This window comes from Citrobacter portucalensis, from assembly GCF_002042885.1.
Taxonomy (GTDB): domain Bacteria; phylum Pseudomonadota; class Gammaproteobacteria; order Enterobacterales; family Enterobacteriaceae; genus Citrobacter; species Citrobacter portucalensis.
Genome location: NZ_MVFY01000004.1, coordinates 142,802 through 165,791 on the forward strand (window position 1 = coordinate 142,802; position 22,990 = coordinate 165,791).

Genomic DNA, 22,990 nt, shown 5'->3' on the forward strand with positions numbered 1-22,990 from the left:
ACAGGGATGACATACTCAATAGGGATCGATTCCGGCTCCACAGCGACTAAAGGTATTTTGCTGGAAAGTAACGTCATCAGACGTCGCTTTCTCTGCCCAACACCTTTTCGCCCTGCCGAAGCAATCGCGCAGGCATGGGAAACACTGCAGGCGGGGCTGGACGTTAGACCATTTTTAACCCTCACTGGCTACGGACGGCAGCTCGTGGATTATGCTGACAAACAGGTCACTGAAATTTCCTGCCACGGACTGGGGGCACGCTTTCTGGCTCCCGGTACCCGCACAGTGATTGATATCGGCGGTCAGGACAGTAAAGTCATCCAGCTAGATGATGATGGTAACCTCAGCGATTTCTTGATGAACGACAAATGTGCGGCTGGGACCGGACGATTTCTGGAAGTCATCTCACGCACGCTCGGCGCCAGCGTAGAGCAGTTAGATGCGATTACCGCTGGCGTCGAACCACATGCCATCACCAGCATGTGCACGGTTTTTGCCGAGTCAGAGGTTATCAGCCTGCGCTCTGCGGGTGTCGCGCCGGAGACCATTTTAGCGGGTGTGATCAACGCGATGGCCCGACGCAGCGCGAATTTCATCGGACGGCTTTCAGGGCAGGCTCCACTGTTATTTACCGGGGGAGTAAGCCACTGTCACGCCTTTGCTCGTATGCTTGAAGGCCACATTGGCATTCCCGTACACACGCATCCCGACGCGCAGTTTGCTGGGGCGATTGGGGCCGCGTTAATTGGTCAGCGTCAGGGGAAACGTGAGTGAAGGAAACACTGTTCTTGTTTCATACTACCCTCGGCGTCATCAAAACGCGTAAAGCGCTACAGGCTGCGGGTATGTGCTTTCGGGTGGCAGATATTCCCCGCGAGCTACGCGGTGGCTGCGGGCTGTGCATTTACATCGACTGTGTTGCTGGCAAGGAGGATGAGTGGATAATTGCGGGTCATACCGAATCTATCTACCGTCTTGAAAACGGAGACTGGCGCTGCCTTGCCACTTTTCCTCCTTCCTGAACGTGCCAGGGGACTTATTTTTATTTTACTTTTCATTATCATTTACACATGTAATATAACAATTATCAGCTAACAGCGCGAAATGAGAGTCCGTATGTCCCAGGGAAGCCCAGATTCAAATCGTCATGCCATCAGCGTCGCGCTTTTTGGCATGCTGGTCTTAACACTGGGTATGGGAATTGGGCGCTTTCTGTATACGCCAATGCTGCCGGTGCTGCTGTCGGAAGGTCAATTTACATTTGACCAACTCTCCTGGATTGCCAGCGCCAACTACGCCGGGTATCTGGCGGGAAGCCTGCTCTTCTCCTTCGGGCTCTTCCATCTTCCCTCTCGCTTACGCCCGATGTTGCTAACGTCCGCGCTCGCTACCGCAGGACTGATACTGGCGATGGCCAGCTTTACGCAGCCCGCGCTGGTGATGCTGATCCGCTTTCTGGCGGGCGTCGCCAGTGCAGGTATGATGATCTTTGGCTCAATGATCGTTCTGCATCATACCCGGCATCCCTTCGTGATCGCGGCGTTGTTCTCCGGCGTTGGTGCAGGTATTTTGCTGGGCAATGAATATGTCATTAGCGGTCTGCATTTTGCGCTTTCATCGCACACGCTCTGGCTGGGTGCAGCGGCAGCCTCGGCTCTGTTCTTCGTGCTACTGGTTATACTCCTGCCATCTCGCAACCACGTGCTCCCCGCTGCGGCCCCGGTAAAAACAGAGCATCAGCCTATGTCCTGGTGGCTGCTGGCTCTACTGTACGGGCTGGCCGGATTTGGCTACATCATTGTCGCCACCTACCTGCCGCTAATGGCGAAAAGTGCCGGTTCGCCGCTGTTGACTGCCCATCTCTGGTCGCTGGTCGGCATATCGATAATTCCGGGGTGTTTCGCCTGGCTGTGGGCCGCCCGACGCTGGGGAGTATTGCAATGCCTGACGGCGAATTTGCTGATTCAAAGCGCCTGCGTGGTCATGACGCTCGCCAGCGGCTCCTTGCCGCTGCTGGTGATAAGCAGCATGGGGTTTGGCGCAACGTTTATGGGAACCACCTCACTGGTGATGCCGCTTGCCCGTCAACTAAGCGTACCGCGCAATATTAATCTGCTGGGCCTGGTCACTCTGACTTACGGCATTGGGCAAATACTTGGTCCGCTATTAACCAGCCTGCTGGGAAGCGGCGCACAGGCGATCGTTAACGCCACGGTGTGCGGCGCGGTCGCGTTGTTTATTGCGGCACTTATCAGCCTCACGCAATTATACAAACAGTGTTTCGCCTCGCCCAAAAGGGTATAACCGGCTAACGTCTAAAGAAGATATATTCGGATTAGTCCGCAATTAAATGTCAGCATTTAATAAACCGCAAATAATCGGCAATTACCCGCCAGACAATTTATAATTCCCAGCTGTTCATTTATAAACTCAATTTAAAATGCGTAAAAATGGACATATTAATTCAACATCAACACCATCTTCGGGAAAGGCACATGTCGTGGTTTAAAAAAATACTACTGGGGTTAATTATTTTGGCGGGTTTAATTGGCACGCTAAAGGATTATAAAGACTTTGGCCTGTTTGGCGCACTGGGATTGTTTATTATCTTCCTGTTATCAACAACATTCTTATGGCAATGGGCCTCTGGCAAGTTACCAGAGATAACAAAGTTACATGCCATACTTATTTTACTGGCCAGCGCGGTAGCCTCTATTTTTGTTATCAATATGGCAATTGCCGGAAATTTGCATGTGGATTTAATGGAAGTCATGCGCGTTACCATTACCCATAATCCGCTTTTTTATCTGATCCTCTGTGTGGTCGCATGGGTAAAAGTGGGCATCTGGCAATGGCTGTTTAGCGGTGTACAGATGAAAGAAAGTCAGCCGGTTTAAACTCCAACAGATGTAAAAAAGGCGTCTTAACCAAGACGCCTTTTTTGTACTAGTATAACTACTTAGAACTGATAGGTCAGACCCGCAACAACCTGATTGTCGCCGTCTTTGCCATCGAGCAGGTTAATTTTGTAACCCACATCAGCAACCATGTTTTTGTTGAAGTAGTAGTCTGTGCCCAGCGCAACGTATTCGGTCAGATCGTTATTGTTGTTGTCGCGTGCATGAACGTATGCCACGTTCGGACGCAGACCAAAATCAAACACATACGCCGCCATCGCTTCAAAGTGCTCAGCTTTGTCCGCATCCTGAATCAGGTTATGGGATTCACCGTACATGGTCGCAACGTAGATAGCGTTTGCATCATATTTCAGGCCAGCACCCCAGAATTCTGCGTTTTCGCCATCCCAACCATTTTGTTTCTGCTGAGCAGTCACAGAACTGTTGGTGTAGGCTGCAATGGCAGATACGCCGGAATCCGCGATATTGTCATAACCCAGGGAGAAGCCGTAGCCATTGCCGTGCTGTTTCGTCGGATCCGTATTGGTATCGTCCTGCCCCTGATATTGCGCGCCAACGTTCAGGCCATCAACGGCACCAAACAGATTTTTGGTACGGAGTGTTGCAACGCCAGAAGTGCGTGTAGTAAGGAAGCGGTCAGTATTTTCAAAGGAGTCACCGCCGAACTCTGAGAGAGTGTCAGTGTAAGCTCCCACGTCGTAAGCGATACCGTAGTTACGACCGTAGTCAAAGCTAACGTCATGGCCGTAATCCAGGCCAGCAAACGCCAGACGTGTGTTAACGCCATTCTGAGAACCTTCTGCTTTAGAGGCATCAAACTGACTCTCAAATTGGCCATAACCGGTCAGTTGATCGTTGATTTGTGTCTCACCGCGAAAACCCAGACGCGCGTAGGTACCATCGGCATTAGTGCCGTCACTCCAGGAATGGACCGCTTTGACTTTGCCGTACAGATCCAGTTTGTTGCCATCTTTATTATAAATTTCCGCTGCATGAACGGAGGTTACCCCTAATGCTATTACAGCTAATGCCACTACTGACTTTTTCATGTTATTACTCACTTTTAATTGTGAATTTTGCTATCAACTTTGTTATGAAGGCGGAATGCCCACATAAAAAAGTCCCCTCCAGATAAGGGGAAACACCAATAACACACCGAAAAAATATACCAATAAAGGCAATAATGAAGTGGCAAGACCTATTTCAATTTTGGGTTTTAAATAAAACCCGAACAGAGAGTAATTACTTAGATTCTTCGCTTGCGCTCTCATTAATAGAGCGATGCAACATTAATGCCTCGGCAATAATGTCTTGTTTACTTTTACGGGTTTCAAATGCCAGCGTCCGAACATATTCCCATAGAGAAGTATCGACACGGGCACTTAATAGAACCATATCTTTTGATCGGGTTCCCCTGGCTTTTCGGATATCAGGGTAATCTCGAGAGGGCATAGTCATCTCCTGAACGCAAACACGCTTATGGCGATGAAATATGCAGTCAGTGTAAAAACATGTCAACGGCAAAATAAAGTCACAATAGTAATGAAACTGTTAATAAACAAAGAAAAACTGGAACGCTATTTCAAATGAAAGATAACTTGATTATAGAATAATGTGTAATGTTAGCTTTACACATATTCGTTTTTATTCATTTGATTAAAAAGGCATGAATCATTCACATGTAAAATGACATGCATTCAAAACATCATTGCTGCCAATAGGTTACATATCGTTATTAATGTCTACTTTTACGCAAACCACGTGTTTTTATGCGCTGCTATGCCAGGCGGCCCTGCCCTAACCGCAGCGGAAATCACTTTGATTCTCACTTAATACAGACCAGTTTTGTCTAAAAATACGCACGAAAAGGTAAAAATAAGGTAAATAGTGCATTTTTTCGCAAGCAAAAATAAGTTGTTTTTAATTGATGAAAATCAATTTACATCACACAGGGCGGCGAAAAAAATGATCACTGAAGACTATGGAAACCATTTTTTACATGAGGTTTAAGACGTGAAAAGAAAGGTTGCTATGCAATGCCGAGCGGGCCGGAACAGCCCGCATGAGAGGTGGTAAAATCAAGCGTTAACTTTATCCAGCGGCCAGGAGTCAAACAGATAGCCATCGAAGTCGATGTCATCAACATTTGAAAACTCCAGCAGGCGCTGTTTGACGTTTTCCAGATGCTGCCACATCGCCAGCTTGGCCGCGCGGGCATCCTTTTTGATTAACGCCGCCAGGATCTGTTTATGGTCGCCCATCCACTCTTTACGATAGTGGGTATCATCGAGATGGCTATGAAGCTGGATCCACATCGGGTTGTTCTCGCGCCACTGCCATGACTGGCGAAACAGCTCCACCAGCATGCTGTTATGCGTGGCCTCGGCGATAGCGAGATGGAACTGCATGTCACCGCTTTCAGAACCGTTCGGTTCGCTGGAGGCCAGCTCCCGCTCTTCCAGTTGCAACGCCTGGCGCATTTTGACGATATCTTCGCGGGTGGCCTGCAGCGCGGCAAATTCGGCGATGTTGCTTTCCAGCAGCTGTCGCGCCTGGAGCAGCTCAAACGGGCCTGCATCATTGCAATGATTCACATCCGAACTGTCGATGGTCTGAGCTTCTGCATTGTCGAGTACGTAGATCCCGGCGCCACGACGCACGTCCACCAGACCTTTAATTTCCAGCATGATTAACGCTTCGCGCACCACCGTGCGAGTGACATTGAGTCTCTCGGCGATTTCACGCTCCGGCGGCAAGCGCTCACCAGGCTGGTACGGCGTCTGGACAATCAGATCGCGGATCATTGCACCCACTTCCTGGTAGGGTCTTTGCTGAGAAGTGTTTGATTTCATCGTGTTATGTCCGTCAGATGCGTCAATTCAGAATCCGGAGGCTGGATGACTGCGCACACCTTATCCGGCCTACCAATAACGTTTTTTCGCCTGAACTATAGCATTTGCGGGAAGCCAAAAACAGAAAACGGGTCAACCAAATTAGTATTTTGATTGACCCGTCATAACTGGGAGGTTATGCGTCAGCGCTTAACGCTGCAACGCACTCGCGTGCGCCGTGTTCACACAGCTGTTGATACGCCGCGGTAACCGTCGCAACAAAGTCGGCGTTTTCCGCCAGATCATGACCAAAAATGCCGCTCAACCCCAGCAGCGCCGTCACGCGTTCGGCTCCCTGGAACTGTTGGTTAATGCGCTGGAATTCGGCCTGCATTGGGTCGACAACATCAATGACCTGCCCCTGTTCATCCACACCGTGGGTGTAGCGCATCCAGCCCGCGATGCCCAGTGCCAGATGACGCCAGCAGCTGCCGTTTTGCAGATGCAGACGCACCGGATCCAGCAGGCGCTGCGGCAGCTTCTGGCTGCCGTCCATCGCAATCTGCCAGGTACGGTGGCGCAGAGACGGGTTGCTGAAACGCTCGATCAGCAGCATCGCGTAGGCGTTGAGATCGGTACCTTCCGGCATCGAAAGCGTCGGCGCTTGCTCCTGCATCATCAGTGCAAACGCCGCTTTGCGGTATGCTGGATTGGTCATGGTGTCAGCGATGGTTTCATAACCGCCGAGATAGCCCAGATAAGCGAGGAAAGAGTGGCTGCCGTTGAGCATGCGCAGTTTCATCATTTCAAACGGTACTACGTCGGCAACAAACTGTGCGCCGACTTTGTCCCAGTCAGGGCGACCGTTAACAAAGTTGTCTTCAATCACCCACTGGCGGAACGGTTCGCAGGCGATAGCGCACGGATCGTAAACGCCCAACTGGTCGGCAATCTCCTGCAACGTTTCTGGCGTTGCCGCCGGAACAATGCGGTCTACCATGGTGCACGGGAAAGTGGCGTTTGCTTCAATCCACTGCGCCAGCTGCGGGTCACGCGCCTGCGCCAGGCCCAGCACCGCGACTTTCGCCACATGCCCATTTTCACGCACGTTATCGCAGGACATCACGGTAAAGGCCGCCAGCCCCTGCTCACGACGCAGATGCAGTGCCTGTACGATGTAACCAATCGCCGATTTCGGCGCGGCTGGATTTGCCAGATCGTGTTTAATCAGCGGGTTATTGAGATCTAACTGGCCGCTGGCAGCATCGGTGCAGTAGCCTTTTTCCGTGACCGTCAGCGAGACAATTGCCGTCTGCGGGCGTGCCATGGCCTGTAAAATACCATCACAGCCGTCAAGCTCCGGGTGCAGCGCTTCTTTCATCGAGCCGATCACTTTCAGCACGGTGTTGTCCGCGCCTTTTTCCGCCACGGTATACAGCAATTGCTGCTTGCGCAGGTTTTCAATCAGTATGCAGTCATTACCCGGCATCAGGTTAACTTCACAGATACCCCAGTCGCTGTCGGTGGTTTCCAGCAGATGGTGGGTGTACAGCGCCTGATGCGCGCGGTGAAAAGCGCCGCATCCCAGGTGAACAATGCGGGATTGCAGACGAGAGCTGTCCCATGCAGGGCGTGCAACCGGCAGGTTGCTATTGGCAATTGTCGTTGTCATTGTGAACTCCAGATCCCGTCGGAAATACCAACGGAGAGAAAAGAAAAAAGCCGGCCAGACAGGCGACCGGCAACACTGCTTTAGCGGCTAAAGAAAGCGCGCTGGATAGCCATCTCAACGCCACGCACTTCCGCCAGGCCTTTCAGGCGACCAATCGCGGAGTAACCTGGGTTGGTTTTCTTTTTCAGGTCGTCAAGCATCTGGTGACCGTGGTCCGGGCGCATAGGGATCAGATCTTCTTTGCCCTCGGCTTTACGGCGCTGTTCTTCCTCAACGATCGCTTTCACCACTTCGTACATGTCAACGTCGCCATTTAGATGCGCCGCTTCATGGAAGGTTTTCGGGTTATCTTCACGCAGCGTGGAGCGCAAATGGGTGAAGTAAATGCGCGGGCCAAACTGTTTGATCATGTCGACCAGGTCGTTATCCGCACGAACGCCGTAGGAGCCGGTACACATGGTGAAACCGTTCGCCATGCTGTTGACCGTATCGACCATCCACTGCATGTCTTCCACGGTGGAAACAATGCGTGGCAGGCCAAGGATTGGGCGCGGCGGATCGTCAGGATGTACCGCCATACGCACACCGACCTCTTCTGCTACCGGAATAATCGCCTTCAGGAAGACGGCAAAATTCTCACGCAGCGCAGCTTTATCGATATCCTTATAGCGTTCAAGATGCTGGCGGAACTGTTCGAGCGTGTAGCCCTCTTCCGCGCCCGGCAAACCGGCGATGATATTGCGGGTCAGACGTGCTTTGTCTTCTTCGCTCATAGTGGTGAAGCGTTCATGCGCCAGCGCAATCTCTTCGGCGGTGTAGTCCGCTTCCGCGCCCGGGCGTTTAAGGATATGCAGCTCAAAGGCGGCAAATTCAATTTGATCGAAACGCAGCGCTTTGGAGCCGTCCGGCAGGACGTATTCCAGGTCGGTACGGGTCCAGTCGAGAACCGGCATAAAGTTGTAGCACACGGTACGAATGCCGCACTCGGCCAGGTTACGCAGGCTTTGCTGGTAGTTGGCAATCCACTGCTGATAGTTGCCGGAACGGGTTTTAATGTCTTCGTGGATCGGTACGCTTTCGACGACCGACCATACCAGGCCCGCCTGCTCAATAATGGCTTTGCGTTTCAGGATCTCATCAACCGTCCACACTTCCCCGTTCGGGATATGGTGCAAGGCAGTGACAACGCCCGTTGCACCCGCCTGACGCACATCCGCTAAGGTGACCGGATCGTTAGGACCATACCAGCGCCATGTCTGTTCCATGTTTTATTCCTCGTTTACGTTATGGACTCGACGATATGGCACATAAATTCCTCCTTTTGGTATTACATGTCAACCTGAAGCAATAAATTGGTTAACCAAATCACGATATCTGCTGACCATACCGCTAATGAACGGCCATACAACCCAGTATTAATGTAAACATGTAACGCAATGTGACATCCATCGCATCATAGGTTGACCAATATATGTAACATCTCAACCAAAATCATAATAGTTCAACCAAAGTAAGGTAGACGTTATATGCACGTTCTCAATATTCTGTGGGTTGTATTCGGCATCGGCCTGATGCTGGTGCTCAATTTAAGATTCAAAATAAACTCGATGGTCGCCCTGCTGCTGGCGGCACTCTCGGTCGGTATGCTGGCGGGAATGGATTTAATGGAACTGCTGCATACCATGAAATCCGGTTTTGGCAGCACGCTGGGTGAGCTGGCGATTATCGTGGTATTCGGGGCAGTCATCGGTAAGCTGATGGTTGATTCCGGGGCGGCGCATCAGATTGCCCATACGCTGCTGGCGCGACTCGGTCTACGTTACGTGCAGCTGTCGGTGATCATTATTGGTCTGATCTTCGGCCTGGCGATGTTCTATGAAGTGGCGTTTATTATGCTGGCACCGCTGGTGATCGTCATTGCCGCGGAAGCGAAGATCCCGTTCCTTAAGTTGGCGATTCCTGCGGTTGCCGCCGCCACCACCGCCCACTCACTGTTCCCACCGCAGCCGGGTCCGGTCGCGCTGGTTAACGCCTACGGCGCTGACATGGGCATGGTTTACATCTACGGTATCCTGGTGACCATTCCGAGCGTGATCTGCGCCGGACTTATCCTGCCGAAATTCCTCGGCAACCTCGATCGTCCAACGCCGTCATTCATGAAGGCCGACGTACCGGTTGACCAGAACAACCTGCCGTCCTTCGGCGTGTCTATTCTGGTGCCGCTGATCCCGGCGATCATCATGATCTCCACCACCATCGCCAACATCTGGCTGGTGAAAGGGACGCAGGCGTGGGAAGTGGTCAACTTCTTAGGCTCCTCGCCGATTGCAATGTTTATCGCCATGGTTGTCGCCTTCGTGCTGTTTGGTACCGCGCGCGGTCACGACATGCAGTGGGTAATGAACGCCTTTGAAAACGCGGTGAAAAGCATCGCCATGGTGATCCTGATCATCGGCGCGGGCGGCGTACTGAAGCAAACCATTATCGATACCGGCATCGGCGATACCATCGGCATGCTGATGTCGCACGGCAATATTTCTCCCTACATCATGGCGTGGTTGATAACCGTGCTGATTCGTCTGGCAACGGGTCAGGGCGTGGTCTCAGCCATGACGGCGGCGGGGATTATTAGCGCAGCGATCCTCGACCCGGCAACCGGTCAACTGGTGGGCGTCGACCCGGCGTTGCTGGTGCTGGCAACAGCGGCCGGCTCCAACACCCTGACCCATATCAACGATGCTTCGTTCTGGCTGTTCAAAGGCTACTTTGACCTGTCGGTGAAGGATACGCTGAAAACCTGGGGTCTGCTGGAGCTGGTAAACTCCGTGGTTGGCCTGATTATCGTGTTGATCATCAGCATGATTGCATAACGTCGATACCGCTCTGGCCTATAGCGCCAGAGCGGTTTTCCATCCTGCCTCAACAATCCTCAATAATCAGATACACCGCTTTCACCGGGCCATGCACCCCAACCACCTTGATAAGCTCAATATCCGCCGTCGAGCTGGGTCCACTGATGATATTAATGCACGATGGCATACGCTCACCGGCCTGCGCTTTCTGATGCAGTTTTTCTGCCAGCTGCGCCACGCGCGGCAGAATGGTGCTTTTACGCAGCACGAAAATCGAGGACTCCGGCAACAGGCTCAGGGAGCGCCCGCGCTCTGGTGCGGAAAACAGTACCACGCCGCCGGACTCGGTCAGGCCATACTCGGCATACACCACGCCCACTTTCGCCTGCTCGGCCTGAGTAATATTTTCGCTACCACGCGCTGGGTCCCAGACCACAGCGTGGCATTCCTGCTGTAAGCGTTCGGTGATACCCAGATCCACCAGCCGACTGTCGCCGCTCAGCACCACAGGCTGCTGACCCAATTCTTTACACAGGCGCAGCGCCGCGTCTGCGGCCTGGTCCTCGCTGGTCAGTTCGCAGCGGGCCAGCATCACTTCGCTGGCAAACTGGATAAACGCAGAGCAGCGCTGCTTGGGGCTAAGCTCGGTCAGGCGCTCGTTGGCATAGTTGTTAACCGGCGCGGCATCTGCTTGCGGCTCGAAGCGCAGCGGGCGACCCAGCGCCTGGGCGATGGTGTTTAAAAACGCGGTACGGTTATCCATTCTTTTTCTCCTGCGCCTGATGTTTCTTAAACCAGCTACGGAAGCTCTCGCCGTCAGCATCAGGCAGATCGCGCGCCTCCATCCAGTCACCAATCGCGCCAACCTTGAGCGGGGTTTTGCCGCCATTGATAAACCAGCTCGCCGCATGCGCGCCCGCCATCATCCCGACTTTCCACAGCCCCGGATGGCTATTGGCATAGGCGAACATCTTGATCGCCCGTCGCTCGGCTTTCGGCGTAATGCCCTCCTCGGCCATCACCCGGCGATGACGCAGGATCAGTTTTGACAACGGAATACGCACCGGGCAGACGCTGTCACAGGCCGTGCATAAAGAACAGGCGTACGGCAGGTCTTTAAAATCTTTATAGCCACCGAGCAGCGGAGAAATCACCGCGCCGATAGGTCCAGGATAGATAGAGCCATAGCCGTGTCCGCCGATGTGGCGGTACGCCGGACAGGTATTCATACAGGCTCCGCAGCGGATGCAGCGCAGCACATCGCGAAACTCTGAGCCCAGCACCTGCGAGCGACCGTTATCGACAATCACCAGATGGAACTCTTCCGGTCCGTCAACGTTATCCGCCTCACGCGGGCCGGTCAGCCAGGTGTTGTAGCCCGTCAGACGTGCGCCCACGGCGCTGCGCGCCAGCATGGTGATCAGCACATCCACCTCGGCAAAGGTCGGCGCGATACGCTCCATGCCCATCACCGCAATGTGCGTTTTCGGCAGCGTGGTGCACATGCGCGCGTTGCCTTCGTTGGTCACCAGACACACCGAGCCGGTTTCCGCCACGGCAAAGTTACAGCCAGTAATACCGATTTCGGCACTGAGGAAATCCTCGCGGATCTTCTGACGAATGAACAAAGTCATAGCTTCCGGGGTTTCCGGGCCGTCATACCCCAGACGTTCGTTCAGCACGCGGCGGATCTGGTAGCGATCTTTATGAATCGCCGGAACCACGACGTGCGAAGGCGGATCCTGATCCAACTGCAGAATATATTCCCCGAGATCGGTTTCGATCACCTGGATTCCGGCATCCTGCAGCACGTGGTTGACGCCGATTTCTTCGGTCACCATCGACTTGGACTTCACCACCTTCTTCGCATTTTTACTCTGCGCGACCTGCAAAATGTAGCGAGTGGCGTCTTCTTTGGTTTTGGCGAAATAGACGTGTCCGCCGTTTTCCGTCACTTTCTCGGAGAGTTGGTACAGGTAAGCGTCGAGGTTGCTCAGAACGTGATCGCGGATCTGGCTGGCACGATCGCGCCAGTCTTCCCAGTGGCCTAACTCATCGACCATTTTTTGCCGATTCGCGCCGATACGCTCCTGCGCATTAGCCACGGCTTTGCGCATGATCGGATCTTCTATCTGCTGACGAATACGCAGTTTAAATTCTACATCGCTGGTTTTTATCGACATCTCTTTCCCCTCAGCGGCTCATCAGCACTTCAGCAATATGCATCACTTTGACCGGCTGGCCTTCCCGTTGCAGTCGGCCGCCAATGTTCAGCAGGCAGCTAACGTCTGCGCCAATCAAATATTCCGGCTTTGCATCCATCAGATGTAAGACTTTCTCTTTCACCATCTCACCGGATATTTCGGCCATCTTGACCGAGAACGTCCCGCCAAAGCCGCAACAGGTATCCTGATCGGCAAACGTCAACAGCTCCAGTCCGCGCACGTTTTTCAGCAGCGTAAGCGGCTCTTCCTTCACTCCCAGTTTGCGGGTCAAGCTACAGGAAGGATGATACACAGCGCGGCCCTGGAGGCTGGCACCAACGTCCACCACGCCCAGTTTGTTGACGATAAAGGAGGTGAGATCCTGCATACGCGCGGAAACTTTTTCAGCACGCAGAGCCCATTCCGGTTCATCGGCCAGATACGTCGGGTAGCTTTTTACCGCGTAGGTGCAGGAGCCTGCCGGAGAGATAATCGGGTAGTCGTTGTCTTCCAGCGCGGCGATCAGGTTTTTCATCCCGGGGATCGCCTCTTTGATGTATCCGCTGTTGATGGCTGGCTGACCGCAACACCCTTGCTTCTCGGGGAAATTCACGCGACAACCCAGTTTTTCCAGCAGCAATACGGAGTCTCGTGCCATCCGTGATTTCAGTGCGTCACCAATGCAGGTAACAAAGAAATTTACATTCACAATAACTACTCCATTGCTTCATTTCTGTTTATTGCGCTTGATATCGCGATATCAAGCAAAGATTCAGCTGTATTTCACGCCCAGTTTTTGTATTTGCTTGTTTTACTAATGTCTGGGTTCATTATGATGCACGGATCGTTTTCCTTTGATAGCGACTCTCCTCCTCTTATATCAGGACAATCGCAAATGTCTGTATTTTCATTTGTATGACAAAATCAAATAATCCCCTAATCAACATGCATATGCAATACCCATGTTTATTTATTTCGGACTTGCTCACATTTTTATATTGAAAACGACAGTGTTATTAACACCTTATAAAATAGTTTCGAATGATTACTACCTTCGTCACTACCATTATTAAAAATGTTATTAAATAACCACTTATAGGTATTTACCTTGCTCTTAAGTATATTTATCTGGCATTGAATTTTAATTAAAAGATTACAATAGTTACAAAACCACAAATCATAATTACTTTATTCACTGAAGCGATTCAGTTTACATATTTTATTTACACGGCAATGTAGCCTTCCCGCCATAAATATAAATCAGGTTTAATGAACCAATCAGGAATAGCAATGAACGAATATTTTATGTTTGCCCTGGCACTATCTCCTTTACTACTTATGGTATTTTTAATACTGAAATTAAAAATGCCCATCCATTATTCCGTACTGATTTCTTTGATATTCACCGCTGCACTATCGGCAATATTCTGGGAAATGCCCGTACAAAATCTGAAAGCCGCGATAGGCTATGGCGCACTGAAGGGACTATGGCCGATCGTGATTGTGATCCTCGGCGCTATTTTCAGTTATAACGTCATGCAAGCGACCAAAGCACTGGATATTTTGCGCGATATTCTCGCCAGCATTAGCGAAGATAAGCGTATTCAGGTGCTGCTGATTTCATGGTGTTTTGGTGGATTTCTTGAAGCCGCAGCGGGCTATGGCACGGCGGTCGCTATTCCGATCGGCATTCTCATTGCGCTGGGATTCAACCCGCTGAAAGCAGCGATTGCTTCTCTCGTGGCGAATACCGTTCCCACCGCATTCGGCGCGGTCGGGATCCCGGTTTCTATTCTGGCTGAACAGGTTAATCTGCCGGTTTATACCTTAGGCGGAACCATTATTTTGCAGCTCGCGCTGTTTAATATCCTGCTGCCGTTTGTGATTGTCTGCATTATTGGCGGCGGCCTGAAAGCCATTCGTGGCGTATTTCTGATCACGTTGATTTGCGGCATTTCCACGCTGATTCCGCAATATTTTGTCGCCATCCATCTTGGCGCGGAATTACCCGCTTTTGCCGGTAGCCTGGTCAGCCTGTTTGCCGTGGCGATGGTCAGTCGCCTGCGCAAAGGGAAAACCGATCCAGAGTGGCGCATTGAGGTCAGCCATACCCGCGAAACCACGCCGCGCTCGGCAAAAGTGCTGTTCCGCGTGGGCTCTATCTATCTGTTTATTTTTGTGTTTATCCTGCTGTGTTCGCCGCTGTTCCCGACAATAAAAGGCGCGGCGTCCCAACTGGCTTCGGTGCTGCATTTCACGTTGGCTGACGGCAAAACGATGGCACTGAAAGTTGAATGGGTGACCACACCAGGGATGCTGATCATCTTTGCGACCATTATCGGCGGTTTTATTCAGGGGGCGTCCGCACGCGGGATGCTGGAAGTATTTATCAAAACGATTTTCCAGCTTAAAAACTCTATCGTCGCAATTATGGCGATCGTCGCGCTGGCCACGGTGATGGATCTCAGCGGGATTATCTCCACGCTGGCGCAGTCGATTGTCGATCTGACCGGCAGTTCGTACGTCTTCCTCGCCCCGGTGATTGGCGCGCTGGGCACGTTCGTTACCGGCAGCGATACTAACTCGAACATTCTGTTCGGCAAGCTGCAAACCATTGCTGCCAGCAAGTTGCATATCGATCCTAACTGGCTGGCGGCGGCCAATACCTCTGGCGCTACGGGGGGGAAAATGATTTCGCCGCAAAGCATCGCCATCGCGGTTTCTGCCACCAAAATGGACGGTCAGGCCAACCAGATTATGTCTGGCACCATGAAATACTGCTGCGCCTACATTGTGATCCTCGGCCTGAAAGTCGGTCTCTTTTATTACTGGTTTATGGCGTAAGCCATTGTCAACCCCGTCAAATTCGCGGCAATCGTATTTGACGACACAGTGACCAAAAAGGTTTACACCGTCCCAGGAACGGAACAAGGCGACAGGCTTTACGATTTGTCGGCGCTGACTAAAATAGCGCCGATGTTTCAAATCGAGGATTGTTGTTATGTTGTACTGGAAAAAGATGGTGAAGAAGTTCGACGCCTTTTCCGCGTTGATTCCACCACGCTACTTCCGCGTGTAATACCTGGCACTTATGCCTGATGGCGCATCGCTTATCAGGCCTACATTTCACACTCATTTGTAGGCCTGCGTTTCACACTCATTTGTAGGCCTGCGTTTCACGCTCATTTGTAGGCCGGATAAGGCGCGAGCCGCTTCCGGCAGCGACAGCAGCGTAAAATGCTCACCCCTTCCTCTTACGCAGACCGCATGCTCTTAACACCGCCACCCACAGACGAAGCCACGCGAAACGGTAGACCAGAGGATGCTGAAGCCGCAGCAATGTCAGAAACATAGAGCCCCCTCGTGGCGCTACAGTACCGCTGCCCGATAGCGAATTTGCGGATCCATTATCTGGTGACGCGCATCTATCAGTCGCAGTTCATACGAATCATGCTCTTTCGTCAGTCGCATCACCGCATCGACGACACTGGTGGTCCGCTCCAGCGCCTGCTTGTCCTCATAACCATTGAGCAGTGAGGCCAGCATCACGCTGCAAATCAGATCCCCAACGCCCACCGGCATTTTGGCAAAGGTATACAGCGGCCGGGCAATGTGTAACGTCTGTTCCGGCGTCACCAGCAGCATTTCAAACGCTTGTTTGTCCCGCGAACAGTCGCCGAGATGCTTCACCAGCACCTTCTTCACACCCCACGACACCAGTTGCTGCGCAGCTTCCACCACCTCGTCAAAACCACGCAGTTGTCTGCCCGTCAGCACGCCCAGCTCATAGAGATTCGGTCCCATGATGTCGGCCAGTTGAATGGCATCATCGACAAAAAAGGACTCTACGCCCTGCGCGACAATGCAGCCTTTTTGCGGATCGCCCATCACCGGATCGCAAAAATAGAGCGCCTGCGGATTACGCTGACGAATGGTGGTGACAGCGTGCTTCACCTCTTCACAATGACGTTTATCTCCAAGATACCCGGACAGCACGGCATCGCATTGCGCCAGCTTTTGCAGGTCATCCAGCCCGCTGATGATGGCACTCAGCTCGCCGTGCGGCATCGCCATGCCCTGCCACATCCCGTACTGGGTGTGGTTGGAAAACTGTACGGTGTAAAACGGCCAGACATCGATCCCCGAAAGCTGCATCGGCAGCACAGCGGCTTTATTTCCGGCATAGCCATAAACGACTGACGACTGAACAGACAACACGTTTTTCATTTTGACTCCGTCTAACGAAACGTTGGCAGCAGACCAAATACGTCCAGAACAACCGTCAGATAGACAACCGCTCCACAGACAATCACCAGGTTAAGCACGGTGTTATTACAGGGCGCGGTATAGCTGGCGGTCGGAAAACGTTTCCGCGCGGCTTTCACCAGGAACGGCGGCAGGATCACGCTCCAGATGGTAAAGGCCAGACCGGCGTAGCCAATCGCGTGCACAAAACCGTTCGGGAAGAAGAAGCATACTGCGGCTGGCGGGAAGTAGGTCACCAGCGCGGTTTTCAGGCGGCCCATGCCGTCATCCGGGAAGTGAAACAGGTCGGCGATATAATCGAACAAGCCAAGCGTCGCCGCCAGCAGTGAACTGGCTACTGCGAAGTTGCCGAAGAAGGTCAGGATCAGATCCATATACCTGCTGGTGAACAGCTCGCTGATGGCTTCAACAAACACGTCGATATTGCCGCCTTTGGCGATAATTGGCGGGAACGCGGAACGGCTGATGTTACCCATCGTGACGCCCAGCCAGAAGATGTACAGCAGCAGGGCAAACAGCGTACCGATGATAATCGAACGCGTGATATTCGAGACCCCACTCTTGCCATACAGCTTGACCAGGCTCGGCACGTTACCGTGAAAACCAAACGAGATAATACAGAACGGCAGCGTCATCAGAATGTAAGGCAGGTACTGTGAGTTGGGCAGCGCCACCGCCACGCTGTCGACAAGTTTCGCCACTTCAATATGACCAACCAGCCCGGAGAAAGTAGCAAAGAACGCGATAAACTTACCGATAATCAACACGGTAGTGATGCGTCCGACCAGCAAGGAGCTGTACCAGGCAATCGCGCCGACCAGCATACTGACGATCACCACCGAGATATTCGCCGGAAAGCGCACACCGCTGTATTTGAACACGGTTTGCGCCATCACCGCTGACGATCCGGAAATATAGGCATAAGTCAGAATATACAGCACAAAGCCGAAAGCGATACCGACAACGATATTCCACTTACGGCCTAATAAATCCTGAGTAAAGGTATTAAAACTGGCACCGGCGCCATAATGCAGGTTGACTTCAACCAGCATCAGACCGGTTAATAACATCATGATGGCGATAAACAGAAGAATAACAGACGCACCGGGGAACCATACGCCGGCCATCGCAATCGGCAGGGAGAACATCCCGCCACCCACTACGGTCGCGATAACCAACATGGTTCCGCTAATCAGTCCGGGGGTACTACTCTGTCGCTCAATGGCATTAATATCCATGATAAATGTTCCTGTAGACTATTCGTTATAATTACAGCTGTCATTTGTACATCATGCGGATAATAAAAATGTCGGAGTCAGGGTTTACTTTTTTTAGTTATGTCACGGTAACGGGCACCGCAAAGGCTTCCTGTTCATGGAAAAGGAATACAAAAAAGCCCCATCACGTGATGGGGCCATAACTATTTTTTAGATGTAATCAAAGCGTGCAGTAAAGAAACGCAACTGCTTCGGCTCGTAAATAAACTTCAGCCCGCGAATATCTTCTTTGTGCTGGTAAAGTTTAATAATACCGTCAGCCACGACATCCATATGTGCGTAGGTATAAACACGGCGTGGAATAGTCAGACGCACGGTTTCCAGTTTCGGTCTGTGGTGTTCACCGGTCACGTTATTACGGCCCGCAGAGATAATTCCGCGTTCCATACTACGTACGCCGGTTTCCACATAGATGCTGGCGGCCAGACTTTGTGCCGGGAACTCGTCCTGCGTCAGATGCTCGCAGAAGCGGCGCGCATCGAGGAATACCGCGTGACCACCCACCGGTTCAACAATCGGTACGCCAGCGGCTTTCAGCTTATCGCCCAGGTAGCGAACCTGCTTCACGCGGTGCTCGATGTACTCGTACTGCATGGCTTCGCGCAGGCCAATCGCCATCGCTTCCATGTCGCGTCCGGCCAGGCCGCCGTAGGATGGCATACCTTCGTAAACTACGACTAACTCTTTGGCAGAAGAGAACATTTCGTCATCGTTCATGCACAGGAAACCGCCGATGTTCACCAGACAGTCTTTTTTACCACTCATGGTACAACCGTCGGCGTAGCTGAACATCTCATGCACGATCTCGGCGATGCTCTTGTTCTCAAAGCCCTGCTCTTGCTCTTTGATAAAATAGGCGTTTTCTACGCAGCGGGTAGCGTCGTAGAACACTTTAATGCCGTGTGCTGCCGTCAGTTCACGCACCGCACGCATGTTCGCCATCGAGACCGGCTGGCCGCCCGCGAGGTTAACCGTCACCGCCAGGCAGATATACGCAATATTCTCTGCGCCTTTTTCATCAATCAGTTTTTGTAATTTTTTAAGATCGATATCACCTTTAAACGCAATATTCAGACCGGCATCGTGCGCTTCGTCACGAACGATATCGACAAACACCGCACCATTTTTTTCCTGGTGATAACGAGTGGTAGTGAAATACATATTCCCGGCAACATATTGCCCTGGTTTAATAGCTAGTTGTGATAATAAGTTTTCTGCGCCGCGGCCCTGGTGAGTCGGAACAATATGTTTAAAGCCGAACAGTTCCTGCACGGTTCTTTCCAGATGATAGAAGTTTTCGCTGCCCGCGTACGCTTCATCACCCATCATCATTCCGGCCCACTGCTTGTCGCTCATTGCGTTGGTGCCACTGTCGGTCAGCAGGTCAATATAAATATCTTTCGAATTTAACAGGAAAGTATTGTAACCCGCTTCCTGCATTTTCTTAAGGCGCTCATCACGCGGGATCATAGATACAGTTTCAACGCTTTTAATACGGAAGGGTTCTGCCGGATAATTCATTTTGTTTCTCCAGTAACAGTGGTCATGTACGTATTAATGTGAAGTAAATCATACCTGGTTCATCAATAAAGTCTGATGAAATATAACTATTCGCCTCCTGAGCCAGGGGGAGAAATAATGTGGAGGCACTATGCAAGATTTGATTGATTATGGAAATAGCCCGGTCAACATTAATCACTGGCAATAATTTAAAAAGCTGTAAATGTGAGTGATGCAAATCACACGTCATTTTTTTACCCGTTCATATTCAACAAGTTTTTTTTGCGTGTTGATTTGCCCTTGACCGTTGCATATCACTGGAGAGGGAAAATACTGAAAACTTAACTTTCCAGGCTGTTCTCATAATGTATTGCTCAATGAGTACACCCCAATTTGTGAGAGTCGGATCACTTCGCGGGTTTAAATTTGTGATTCACATCACTAAAAGTGTAAAGCAAAGTGTACAATTAAGCGTTGTTTCAGAGTTTGCTATTTGCTTCAGTGAGTTAGATCGCATTTTTGGTCTGATACCGACAGGCGTTGTTTTCTGGAGCGTGGGGATATTCAGGCGCGTGAAAGATAATGAATAAATACGATGAATAATACCGGATTTATTGGGATGAAGGCGTTTTCTATTTATTCCAAAAGCATGCTATTCGCGCTTATTTCATCTTATTTACATCTGGACTTACCGAAGATTACTGGGGAAATTTACAGGGGTTTTATTAGCGCGATACGAAGGTTCGCCAACACCTGCGCATCGCTAATCACAGTAACTATTTATATAAACGTATAACAGGAGGGACATCATCCCTCCTGTTATCGCGATAATACCAATAATTATTTCACTAACGCAGATATATCCTTGAACAGCGAATGGGCTATTTCCACACCGTCACGAGTTGTACGCGTACGGGAATGATAGCGACGCTCGCCCGGCAAACGCGCTCCTTGCCGCTGCATATCTGCAAAGAGTCTCTCGGCACGTGCCAGATGCTGCGGAGCCTCCTGTCCCAGAAAGCGGGCCGGGTCCAGGGCCAGAATCAGCTCGCCACCATAGGGCAACCCGCCAGCCCCCTTATCCCACGCCAGCGATTCCGCGCTGGTCATATCGCCGATGAGCGGTCCGGCAAGCAGTTCCACCATTGCCGCCAGTGCCGACCCTTTATGCCCGCCAAACGTCAACATCGCGCCGTCGAGAATCGCCTGCGCGTCGGTAGTGGCCTGACCGTCACCGTCAATCCCCCACCCTTCCGGCACCGCTTTTCCCGCCCGTTGATGGAGTTGGATCTCTCCCCGTGCCGCCGCACTGGTGGCCATGTCGAAGATAAACGGGGATTTTTCTTCACGCGGCCAGCCAAATGCTATCGGGTTAGTGCCAAAAAGCGGCTGCGTCCCGCCTGCGGGAGCAACCCACGCATGGCTGGGCGTCGTCGCCAGCGCCACCAGCCCCGCCTCCGTGAGCGGCTCAACGTCGGCAAACAGCGCCGAAAAGTGCACACAGCGGTTAATCGCCAGGGCTGCAATACCGCTGTGGCGCGCCTTTTCTATCAGCAGTGGAAGCGCGCGCTCGAATGCCAGCAGGGAAAATGCCCCACCGGCGTCCACCTTCACAATGGCCGGCGCGGTATCGGTGATAACCGGCTCAGCGTCAGGTGACACCTTTCCTTTACGTCGCGTCGCCACAATCCCCAGCAACCGCCACAAACCATGCGAGGCACAGCCATCACGCTCACCGTGGGTCACGTTTGTCGCGATCGCCACGGCATGCGCTTCACTGAATCCGTTCCCGCGCAGCACCTTATATGCCAGCGCATAAGCCTCTGTTAACGAGAGGTTTACCATCTCCATGACCGACTCCTTTACTCTTCTTCATCACCGGTAAAGTTAGCCCGCGGCAGACAGGTTCGCTCACCCCAGTAGTAAATTCCCAGCGACATCACCGCTACCACCACCGTATCCCACGGATGACCAATCACCCCTGTGCCCCCAAAACTACCCAGCCAGGAGAAGAGCATAATCAGCGCGTAGAAGGCGATAAGCCACAGAGACGATTTCACCTGCTGCGCCAGACTCACGGTGTGTACCGGCACTTTTGATTTGCAAAGCACATAGACGACAAACATCACAATCTGCAGTCCCAGCAGCCATGACAGCGTGCCCCAGCCAGACCAGAATACAATCAGTGCCGAAATCACAAACGACACCGGACCGATAATCCCGAAGGCACGCACGCGGAATGGGCGCGGCAAATCCGGTGCATTACGACGTAGCCCCGCCGCCGTGACCGGGGCAATGGCGTAGCTCAGTACCAGCGCCGCCGACACCACGCTTATCAGCTGTTCCCATGACGGGAACGGCAATGTCCAGAAGATAGACAATGCAAAGGTCAGCCACAGCGCCGGACGCGGAATGCCAGACTCTTTATCGATGTGAGTAAACGTCTTAAAGAAGGTGCCTGCTTTCGCCCAGCCATAAATCACGCGCGGCGTGGCGTTCATGTAGATATTGCCGGTACCACTTGGGGAGACAATCGCGTCGCACACCACCATAAACGCCAGCCAGCCCATACCGAGCGTAATGGCGATATCCCGGTACGGCAGCGAAAATTGCTTGCTGATCTCCGCCCAGCCGCCACCCAGCATTTCGGTCGGAATACTGCCAAGAAATGCCAGCTGCAACAGCACGTAAATAATCGTCGACAGCACCACGGATAAAATCAGCGCCACCGGGATGGTACGCTGCGGATTCTTTACTTCACTCGCTACAGAAATAATTGGCGTCAACCCCAGGTAGGCGAAGATGATCCCACCGGCGCTAATCGCAGCCTCAACGCCCGACATACCAAAGGGTGCAATCCCCTGAACGTGCAGGTTCTCAGGTTTGAAAAAGGTAAATAGCGTCACAACGACCGCTAGCGGCACCAAAAATTTCAGAATACTGATGATGTTATTGGAACGGGCAAACGTTTTTACACTGTAGTAATTCAGCCCGAAGAACAAACACAGCAGCAAAAACTGCACCACCCATCCCAGCAACGTTGGGTCGCTTGAACCAGTTTGAGTCAGCATCGGGAACCATGCTGCCGCATACTGCCGCGCAGCAACAATCTCTATGGAGATGAGGCTTGAAAACGCAATCAGCGTAATAAATCCAAGCAGATACCCCATCAACTCACCGTGGGAAAAGACCGGATAACGGATAATCCCCCCGGCACGAGGCAGTGCCGCGCCCAGCTCACAATAGACAATCCCTAACAGCAGAACGGCAATCCCGCCGATGACCCACGAGGCAATGCCCGCAGGTCCGGCAATCGATGCCACATGGCTTGCGGCAAACAGCCAGCCGGAACCGAAGATAGCCCCAAGCCCAATAAACGTTAGGTCGGTTAGCGTTAGCTGCTTTTTAAATTTACCCACCTCAGCAACGCGGGCCTGTGTTTGGTGCGTAGAGTGAATCGTCATGGTCAT

General features: G+C 52.0%; 19 protein-coding genes. 6 read left to right on the forward strand and 13 right to left on the reverse strand.

Annotation, left to right across the window (positions count from 1 at the left end):
- The first annotated feature begins 6 nt into the window (after positions 1 to 6).
- The 4 genes from yjiL to BZK40_RS07850 all read left to right on the forward strand — a co-directional run bounded on the left by yjiL (position 7) and on the right by BZK40_RS07850 (position 2,897).
- Positions 7 to 774, forward strand: coding sequence for a putative 2-hydroxyacyl-CoA dehydratase activator YjiL (gene yjiL / locus BZK40_RS07835; RefSeq protein WP_079934433.1), 768 nt, complete (start codon positions 7 to 9; stop codon positions 772 to 774).
- Positions 771 to 1,022 (forward strand): putative Se/S carrier protein, encoded by a 252-nt coding sequence (locus BZK40_RS07840; protein ID WP_057067059.1) that lies wholly within the window; start codon positions 771 to 773, stop codon positions 1,020 to 1,022. Before yjiL ends, BZK40_RS07840 begins: the two co-directional genes overlap by 4 nt.
- A 94-nt stretch (positions 1,023 to 1,116) precedes the next feature.
- Positions 1,117 to 2,304: an MFS transporter gene (locus BZK40_RS07845; protein WP_079934434.1), complete on the forward strand. Its 1,188-nt coding sequence runs from the start codon at positions 1,117 to 1,119 to the stop codon at positions 2,302 to 2,304.
- A gap of 191 nt (positions 2,305 to 2,495) precedes the next feature.
- Complete coding sequence (locus tag BZK40_RS07850; protein WP_032942287.1) at positions 2,496 to 2,897, forward strand: hypothetical protein; 402 nt, start codon at positions 2,496 to 2,498, stop codon at positions 2,895 to 2,897.
- Positions 2,898 to 2,959: 62 nt separating this feature from the next.
- On the opposite strand, the gene BZK40_RS07855 is transcribed toward BZK40_RS07850, so the two are convergent.
- The 5 genes from BZK40_RS07855 to uxuA all read right to left on the reverse strand — a co-directional run bounded on the left by BZK40_RS07855 (position 2,960) and on the right by uxuA (position 8,686).
- Positions 2,960 to 3,967, reverse strand: a complete 1,008-nt coding sequence (locus BZK40_RS07855) for a porin (protein ID WP_079934435.1) — start codon at positions 3,965 to 3,967, stop codon at positions 2,960 to 2,962.
- 193 nt (positions 3,968 to 4,160) lie between these two features.
- On the reverse strand, positions 4,161 to 4,370 hold the full coding sequence (locus tag BZK40_RS07860) for a hypothetical protein (protein WP_079934436.1): 210 nt from the start codon (positions 4,368 to 4,370) through the stop codon (positions 4,161 to 4,163).
- A gap of 626 nt (positions 4,371 to 4,996) precedes the next feature.
- Complete coding sequence (gene uxuR / locus BZK40_RS07865) at positions 4,997 to 5,770, reverse strand: Uxu operon transcriptional regulator (RefSeq protein WP_008786090.1); 774 nt, start codon at positions 5,768 to 5,770, stop codon at positions 4,997 to 4,999.
- A 175-nt stretch (positions 5,771 to 5,945) separates the two neighbouring features.
- Entirely contained in the window at positions 5,946 to 7,421 is a 1,476-nt protein-coding gene (locus BZK40_RS07870; protein WP_079934437.1) for a fructuronate reductase, read from the reverse strand.
- Positions 7,422 to 7,501: 80 nt separating this feature from the next.
- Positions 7,502 to 8,686 carry a mannonate dehydratase gene (uxuA, locus tag BZK40_RS07875; RefSeq protein WP_079934438.1) on the reverse strand — a complete coding sequence of 395 codons (1,185 nt, stop codon included), beginning with the start codon at positions 8,684 to 8,686 and terminating at the stop codon, positions 7,502 to 7,504.
- Positions 8,687 to 8,947: 261 nt separating this feature from the next.
- Here uxuA and gntP point away from each other — a divergent pair, with 261 nt between their 5' ends.
- A complete protein-coding gene (gene gntP, locus BZK40_RS07880; RefSeq protein WP_003033260.1) occupies positions 8,948 to 10,291 on the forward strand; it encodes a gluconate permease GntP in 1,344 nt (447 codons plus the stop codon).
- A gap of 49 nt (positions 10,292 to 10,340) precedes the next feature.
- On the opposite strand, the gene BZK40_RS07885 is transcribed toward gntP, so the two are convergent.
- Genes BZK40_RS07885 through BZK40_RS07895 form a run of 3 tightly spaced genes read right to left on the reverse strand, consistent with a single transcriptional unit; the run spans position 10,341 to position 13,186 of the window.
- The gene (locus BZK40_RS07885; protein WP_079934439.1) at positions 10,341 to 11,036 is read right to left on the reverse strand and encodes a LutC/YkgG family protein; all 696 of its coding nucleotides are present in this window, start codon (positions 11,034 to 11,036) and stop codon (positions 10,341 to 10,343) included.
- Complete coding sequence (locus BZK40_RS07890) at positions 11,029 to 12,456, reverse strand: LutB/LldF family L-lactate oxidation iron-sulfur protein (protein ID WP_008786085.1); 1,428 nt, start codon at positions 12,454 to 12,456, stop codon at positions 11,029 to 11,031. The genes BZK40_RS07885 and BZK40_RS07890 overlap by 8 nt, the downstream gene beginning before the upstream one ends.
- A 10-nt stretch (positions 12,457 to 12,466) precedes the next feature.
- Positions 12,467 to 13,186 carry a (Fe-S)-binding protein gene (locus tag BZK40_RS07895; RefSeq protein WP_079934440.1) on the reverse strand — a complete coding sequence of 240 codons (720 nt, stop codon included), beginning with the start codon at positions 13,184 to 13,186 and terminating at the stop codon, positions 12,467 to 12,469.
- Positions 13,187 to 13,767: 581 nt separating this feature from the next.
- Here BZK40_RS07895 and BZK40_RS07900 point away from each other — a divergent pair.
- On the forward strand, positions 13,768 to 15,321 hold the full coding sequence (locus BZK40_RS07900) for an L-lactate permease (RefSeq protein WP_079934441.1): 1,554 nt from the start codon (positions 13,768 to 13,770) through the stop codon (positions 15,319 to 15,321).
- Positions 15,322 to 15,846: 525 nt separating this feature from the next.
- Here BZK40_RS07900 and pdxY read toward each other — a convergent pair.
- The 5 genes from pdxY to BZK40_RS07925 form a co-directional block, all read right to left on the reverse strand.
- Positions 15,847 to 16,704, reverse strand: a complete 858-nt coding sequence (pdxY, locus tag BZK40_RS07905) for a pyridoxal kinase PdxY (RefSeq protein WP_060682807.1) — start codon at positions 16,702 to 16,704, stop codon at positions 15,847 to 15,849.
- An 11-nt stretch (positions 16,705 to 16,715) separates the two neighbouring features.
- The gene (locus tag BZK40_RS07910; RefSeq protein WP_032942280.1) at positions 16,716 to 17,981 is read right to left on the reverse strand and encodes an aromatic amino acid transporter; all 1,266 of its coding nucleotides are present in this window, start codon (positions 17,979 to 17,981) and stop codon (positions 16,716 to 16,718) included.
- 189 nt (positions 17,982 to 18,170) lie between these two features.
- Entirely contained in the window at positions 18,171 to 19,541 is a 1,371-nt protein-coding gene (locus tag BZK40_RS07915) for a tyrosine phenol-lyase (protein ID WP_016155590.1), read from the reverse strand.
- Positions 19,542 to 20,360: 819 nt separating this feature from the next.
- The gene (locus tag BZK40_RS07920) at positions 20,361 to 21,371 is read right to left on the reverse strand and encodes an Ldh family oxidoreductase (protein ID WP_079934442.1); all 1,011 of its coding nucleotides are present in this window, start codon (positions 21,369 to 21,371) and stop codon (positions 20,361 to 20,363) included.
- Positions 21,372 to 21,382: 11 nt separating this feature from the next.
- Positions 21,383 to 22,984 (reverse strand): APC family permease, encoded by a 1,602-nt coding sequence (locus BZK40_RS07925; RefSeq protein WP_079934443.1) that lies wholly within the window; start codon positions 22,982 to 22,984, stop codon positions 21,383 to 21,385.
- Positions 22,985 to 22,990 lie beyond the last annotated feature (6 nt).

Bases quoted from the DNA above. Each gene is read 5' to 3' on its own strand.
- BZK40_RS07915 (WP_016155590.1), bottom strand. From the start codon at position 19,541: ATGAATTATCCGGCAGAACCCTTCCGTATTAAAAGCGTTGAAACTGTA.
- BZK40_RS07845 (WP_079934434.1), top strand. From the start codon at position 1,117: ATGTCCCAGGGAAGCCCAGATTCAAATCGTCATGCCATCAGCGTCGCG.
- BZK40_RS07920 (WP_079934442.1), bottom strand. From the start codon at position 21,371: ATGGAGATGGTAAACCTCTCGTTAACAGAGGCTTATGCGCTGGCATAT.
- BZK40_RS07850 (WP_032942287.1), top strand. From the start codon at position 2,496: ATGTCGTGGTTTAAAAAAATACTACTGGGGTTAATTATTTTGGCGGGT.
- BZK40_RS07910 (WP_032942280.1), bottom strand. From the start codon at position 17,981: ATGGATATTAATGCCATTGAGCGACAGAGTAGTACCCCCGGACTGATT.
- yjiL (WP_079934433.1), top strand. From the start codon at position 7: ATGACATACTCAATAGGGATCGATTCCGGCTCCACAGCGACTAAAGGT.
- uxuR (WP_008786090.1), bottom strand. From the start codon at position 5,770: ATGAAATCAAACACTTCTCAGCAAAGACCCTACCAGGAAGTGGGTGCA.
- BZK40_RS07855 (WP_079934435.1), bottom strand. From the start codon at position 3,967: ATGAAAAAGTCAGTAGTGGCATTAGCTGTAATAGCATTAGGGGTAACC.
- gntP (WP_003033260.1), top strand. From the start codon at position 8,948: ATGCACGTTCTCAATATTCTGTGGGTTGTATTCGGCATCGGCCTGATG.
- pdxY (WP_060682807.1), bottom strand. From the start codon at position 16,704: ATGAAAAACGTGTTGTCTGTTCAGTCGTCAGTCGTTTATGGCTATGCC.
- BZK40_RS07925 (WP_079934443.1), bottom strand. From the start codon at position 22,984: ATGACGATTCACTCTACGCACCAAACACAGGCCCGCGTTGCTGAGGTG.
- BZK40_RS07870 (WP_079934437.1), bottom strand. From the start codon at position 7,421: ATGACAACGACAATTGCCAATAGCAACCTGCCGGTTGCACGCCCTGCA.
- BZK40_RS07890 (WP_008786085.1), bottom strand. From the start codon at position 12,456: ATGTCGATAAAAACCAGCGATGTAGAATTTAAACTGCGTATTCGTCAG.
- uxuA (WP_079934438.1), bottom strand. From the start codon at position 8,686: ATGGAACAGACATGGCGCTGGTATGGTCCTAACGATCCGGTCACCTTA.
- BZK40_RS07900 (WP_079934441.1), top strand. From the start codon at position 13,768: ATGAACGAATATTTTATGTTTGCCCTGGCACTATCTCCTTTACTACTT.
- BZK40_RS07860 (WP_079934436.1), bottom strand. From the start codon at position 4,370: ATGCCCTCTCGAGATTACCCTGATATCCGAAAAGCCAGGGGAACCCGA.
- BZK40_RS07885 (WP_079934439.1), bottom strand. From the start codon at position 11,036: ATGGATAACCGTACCGCGTTTTTAAACACCATCGCCCAGGCGCTGGGT.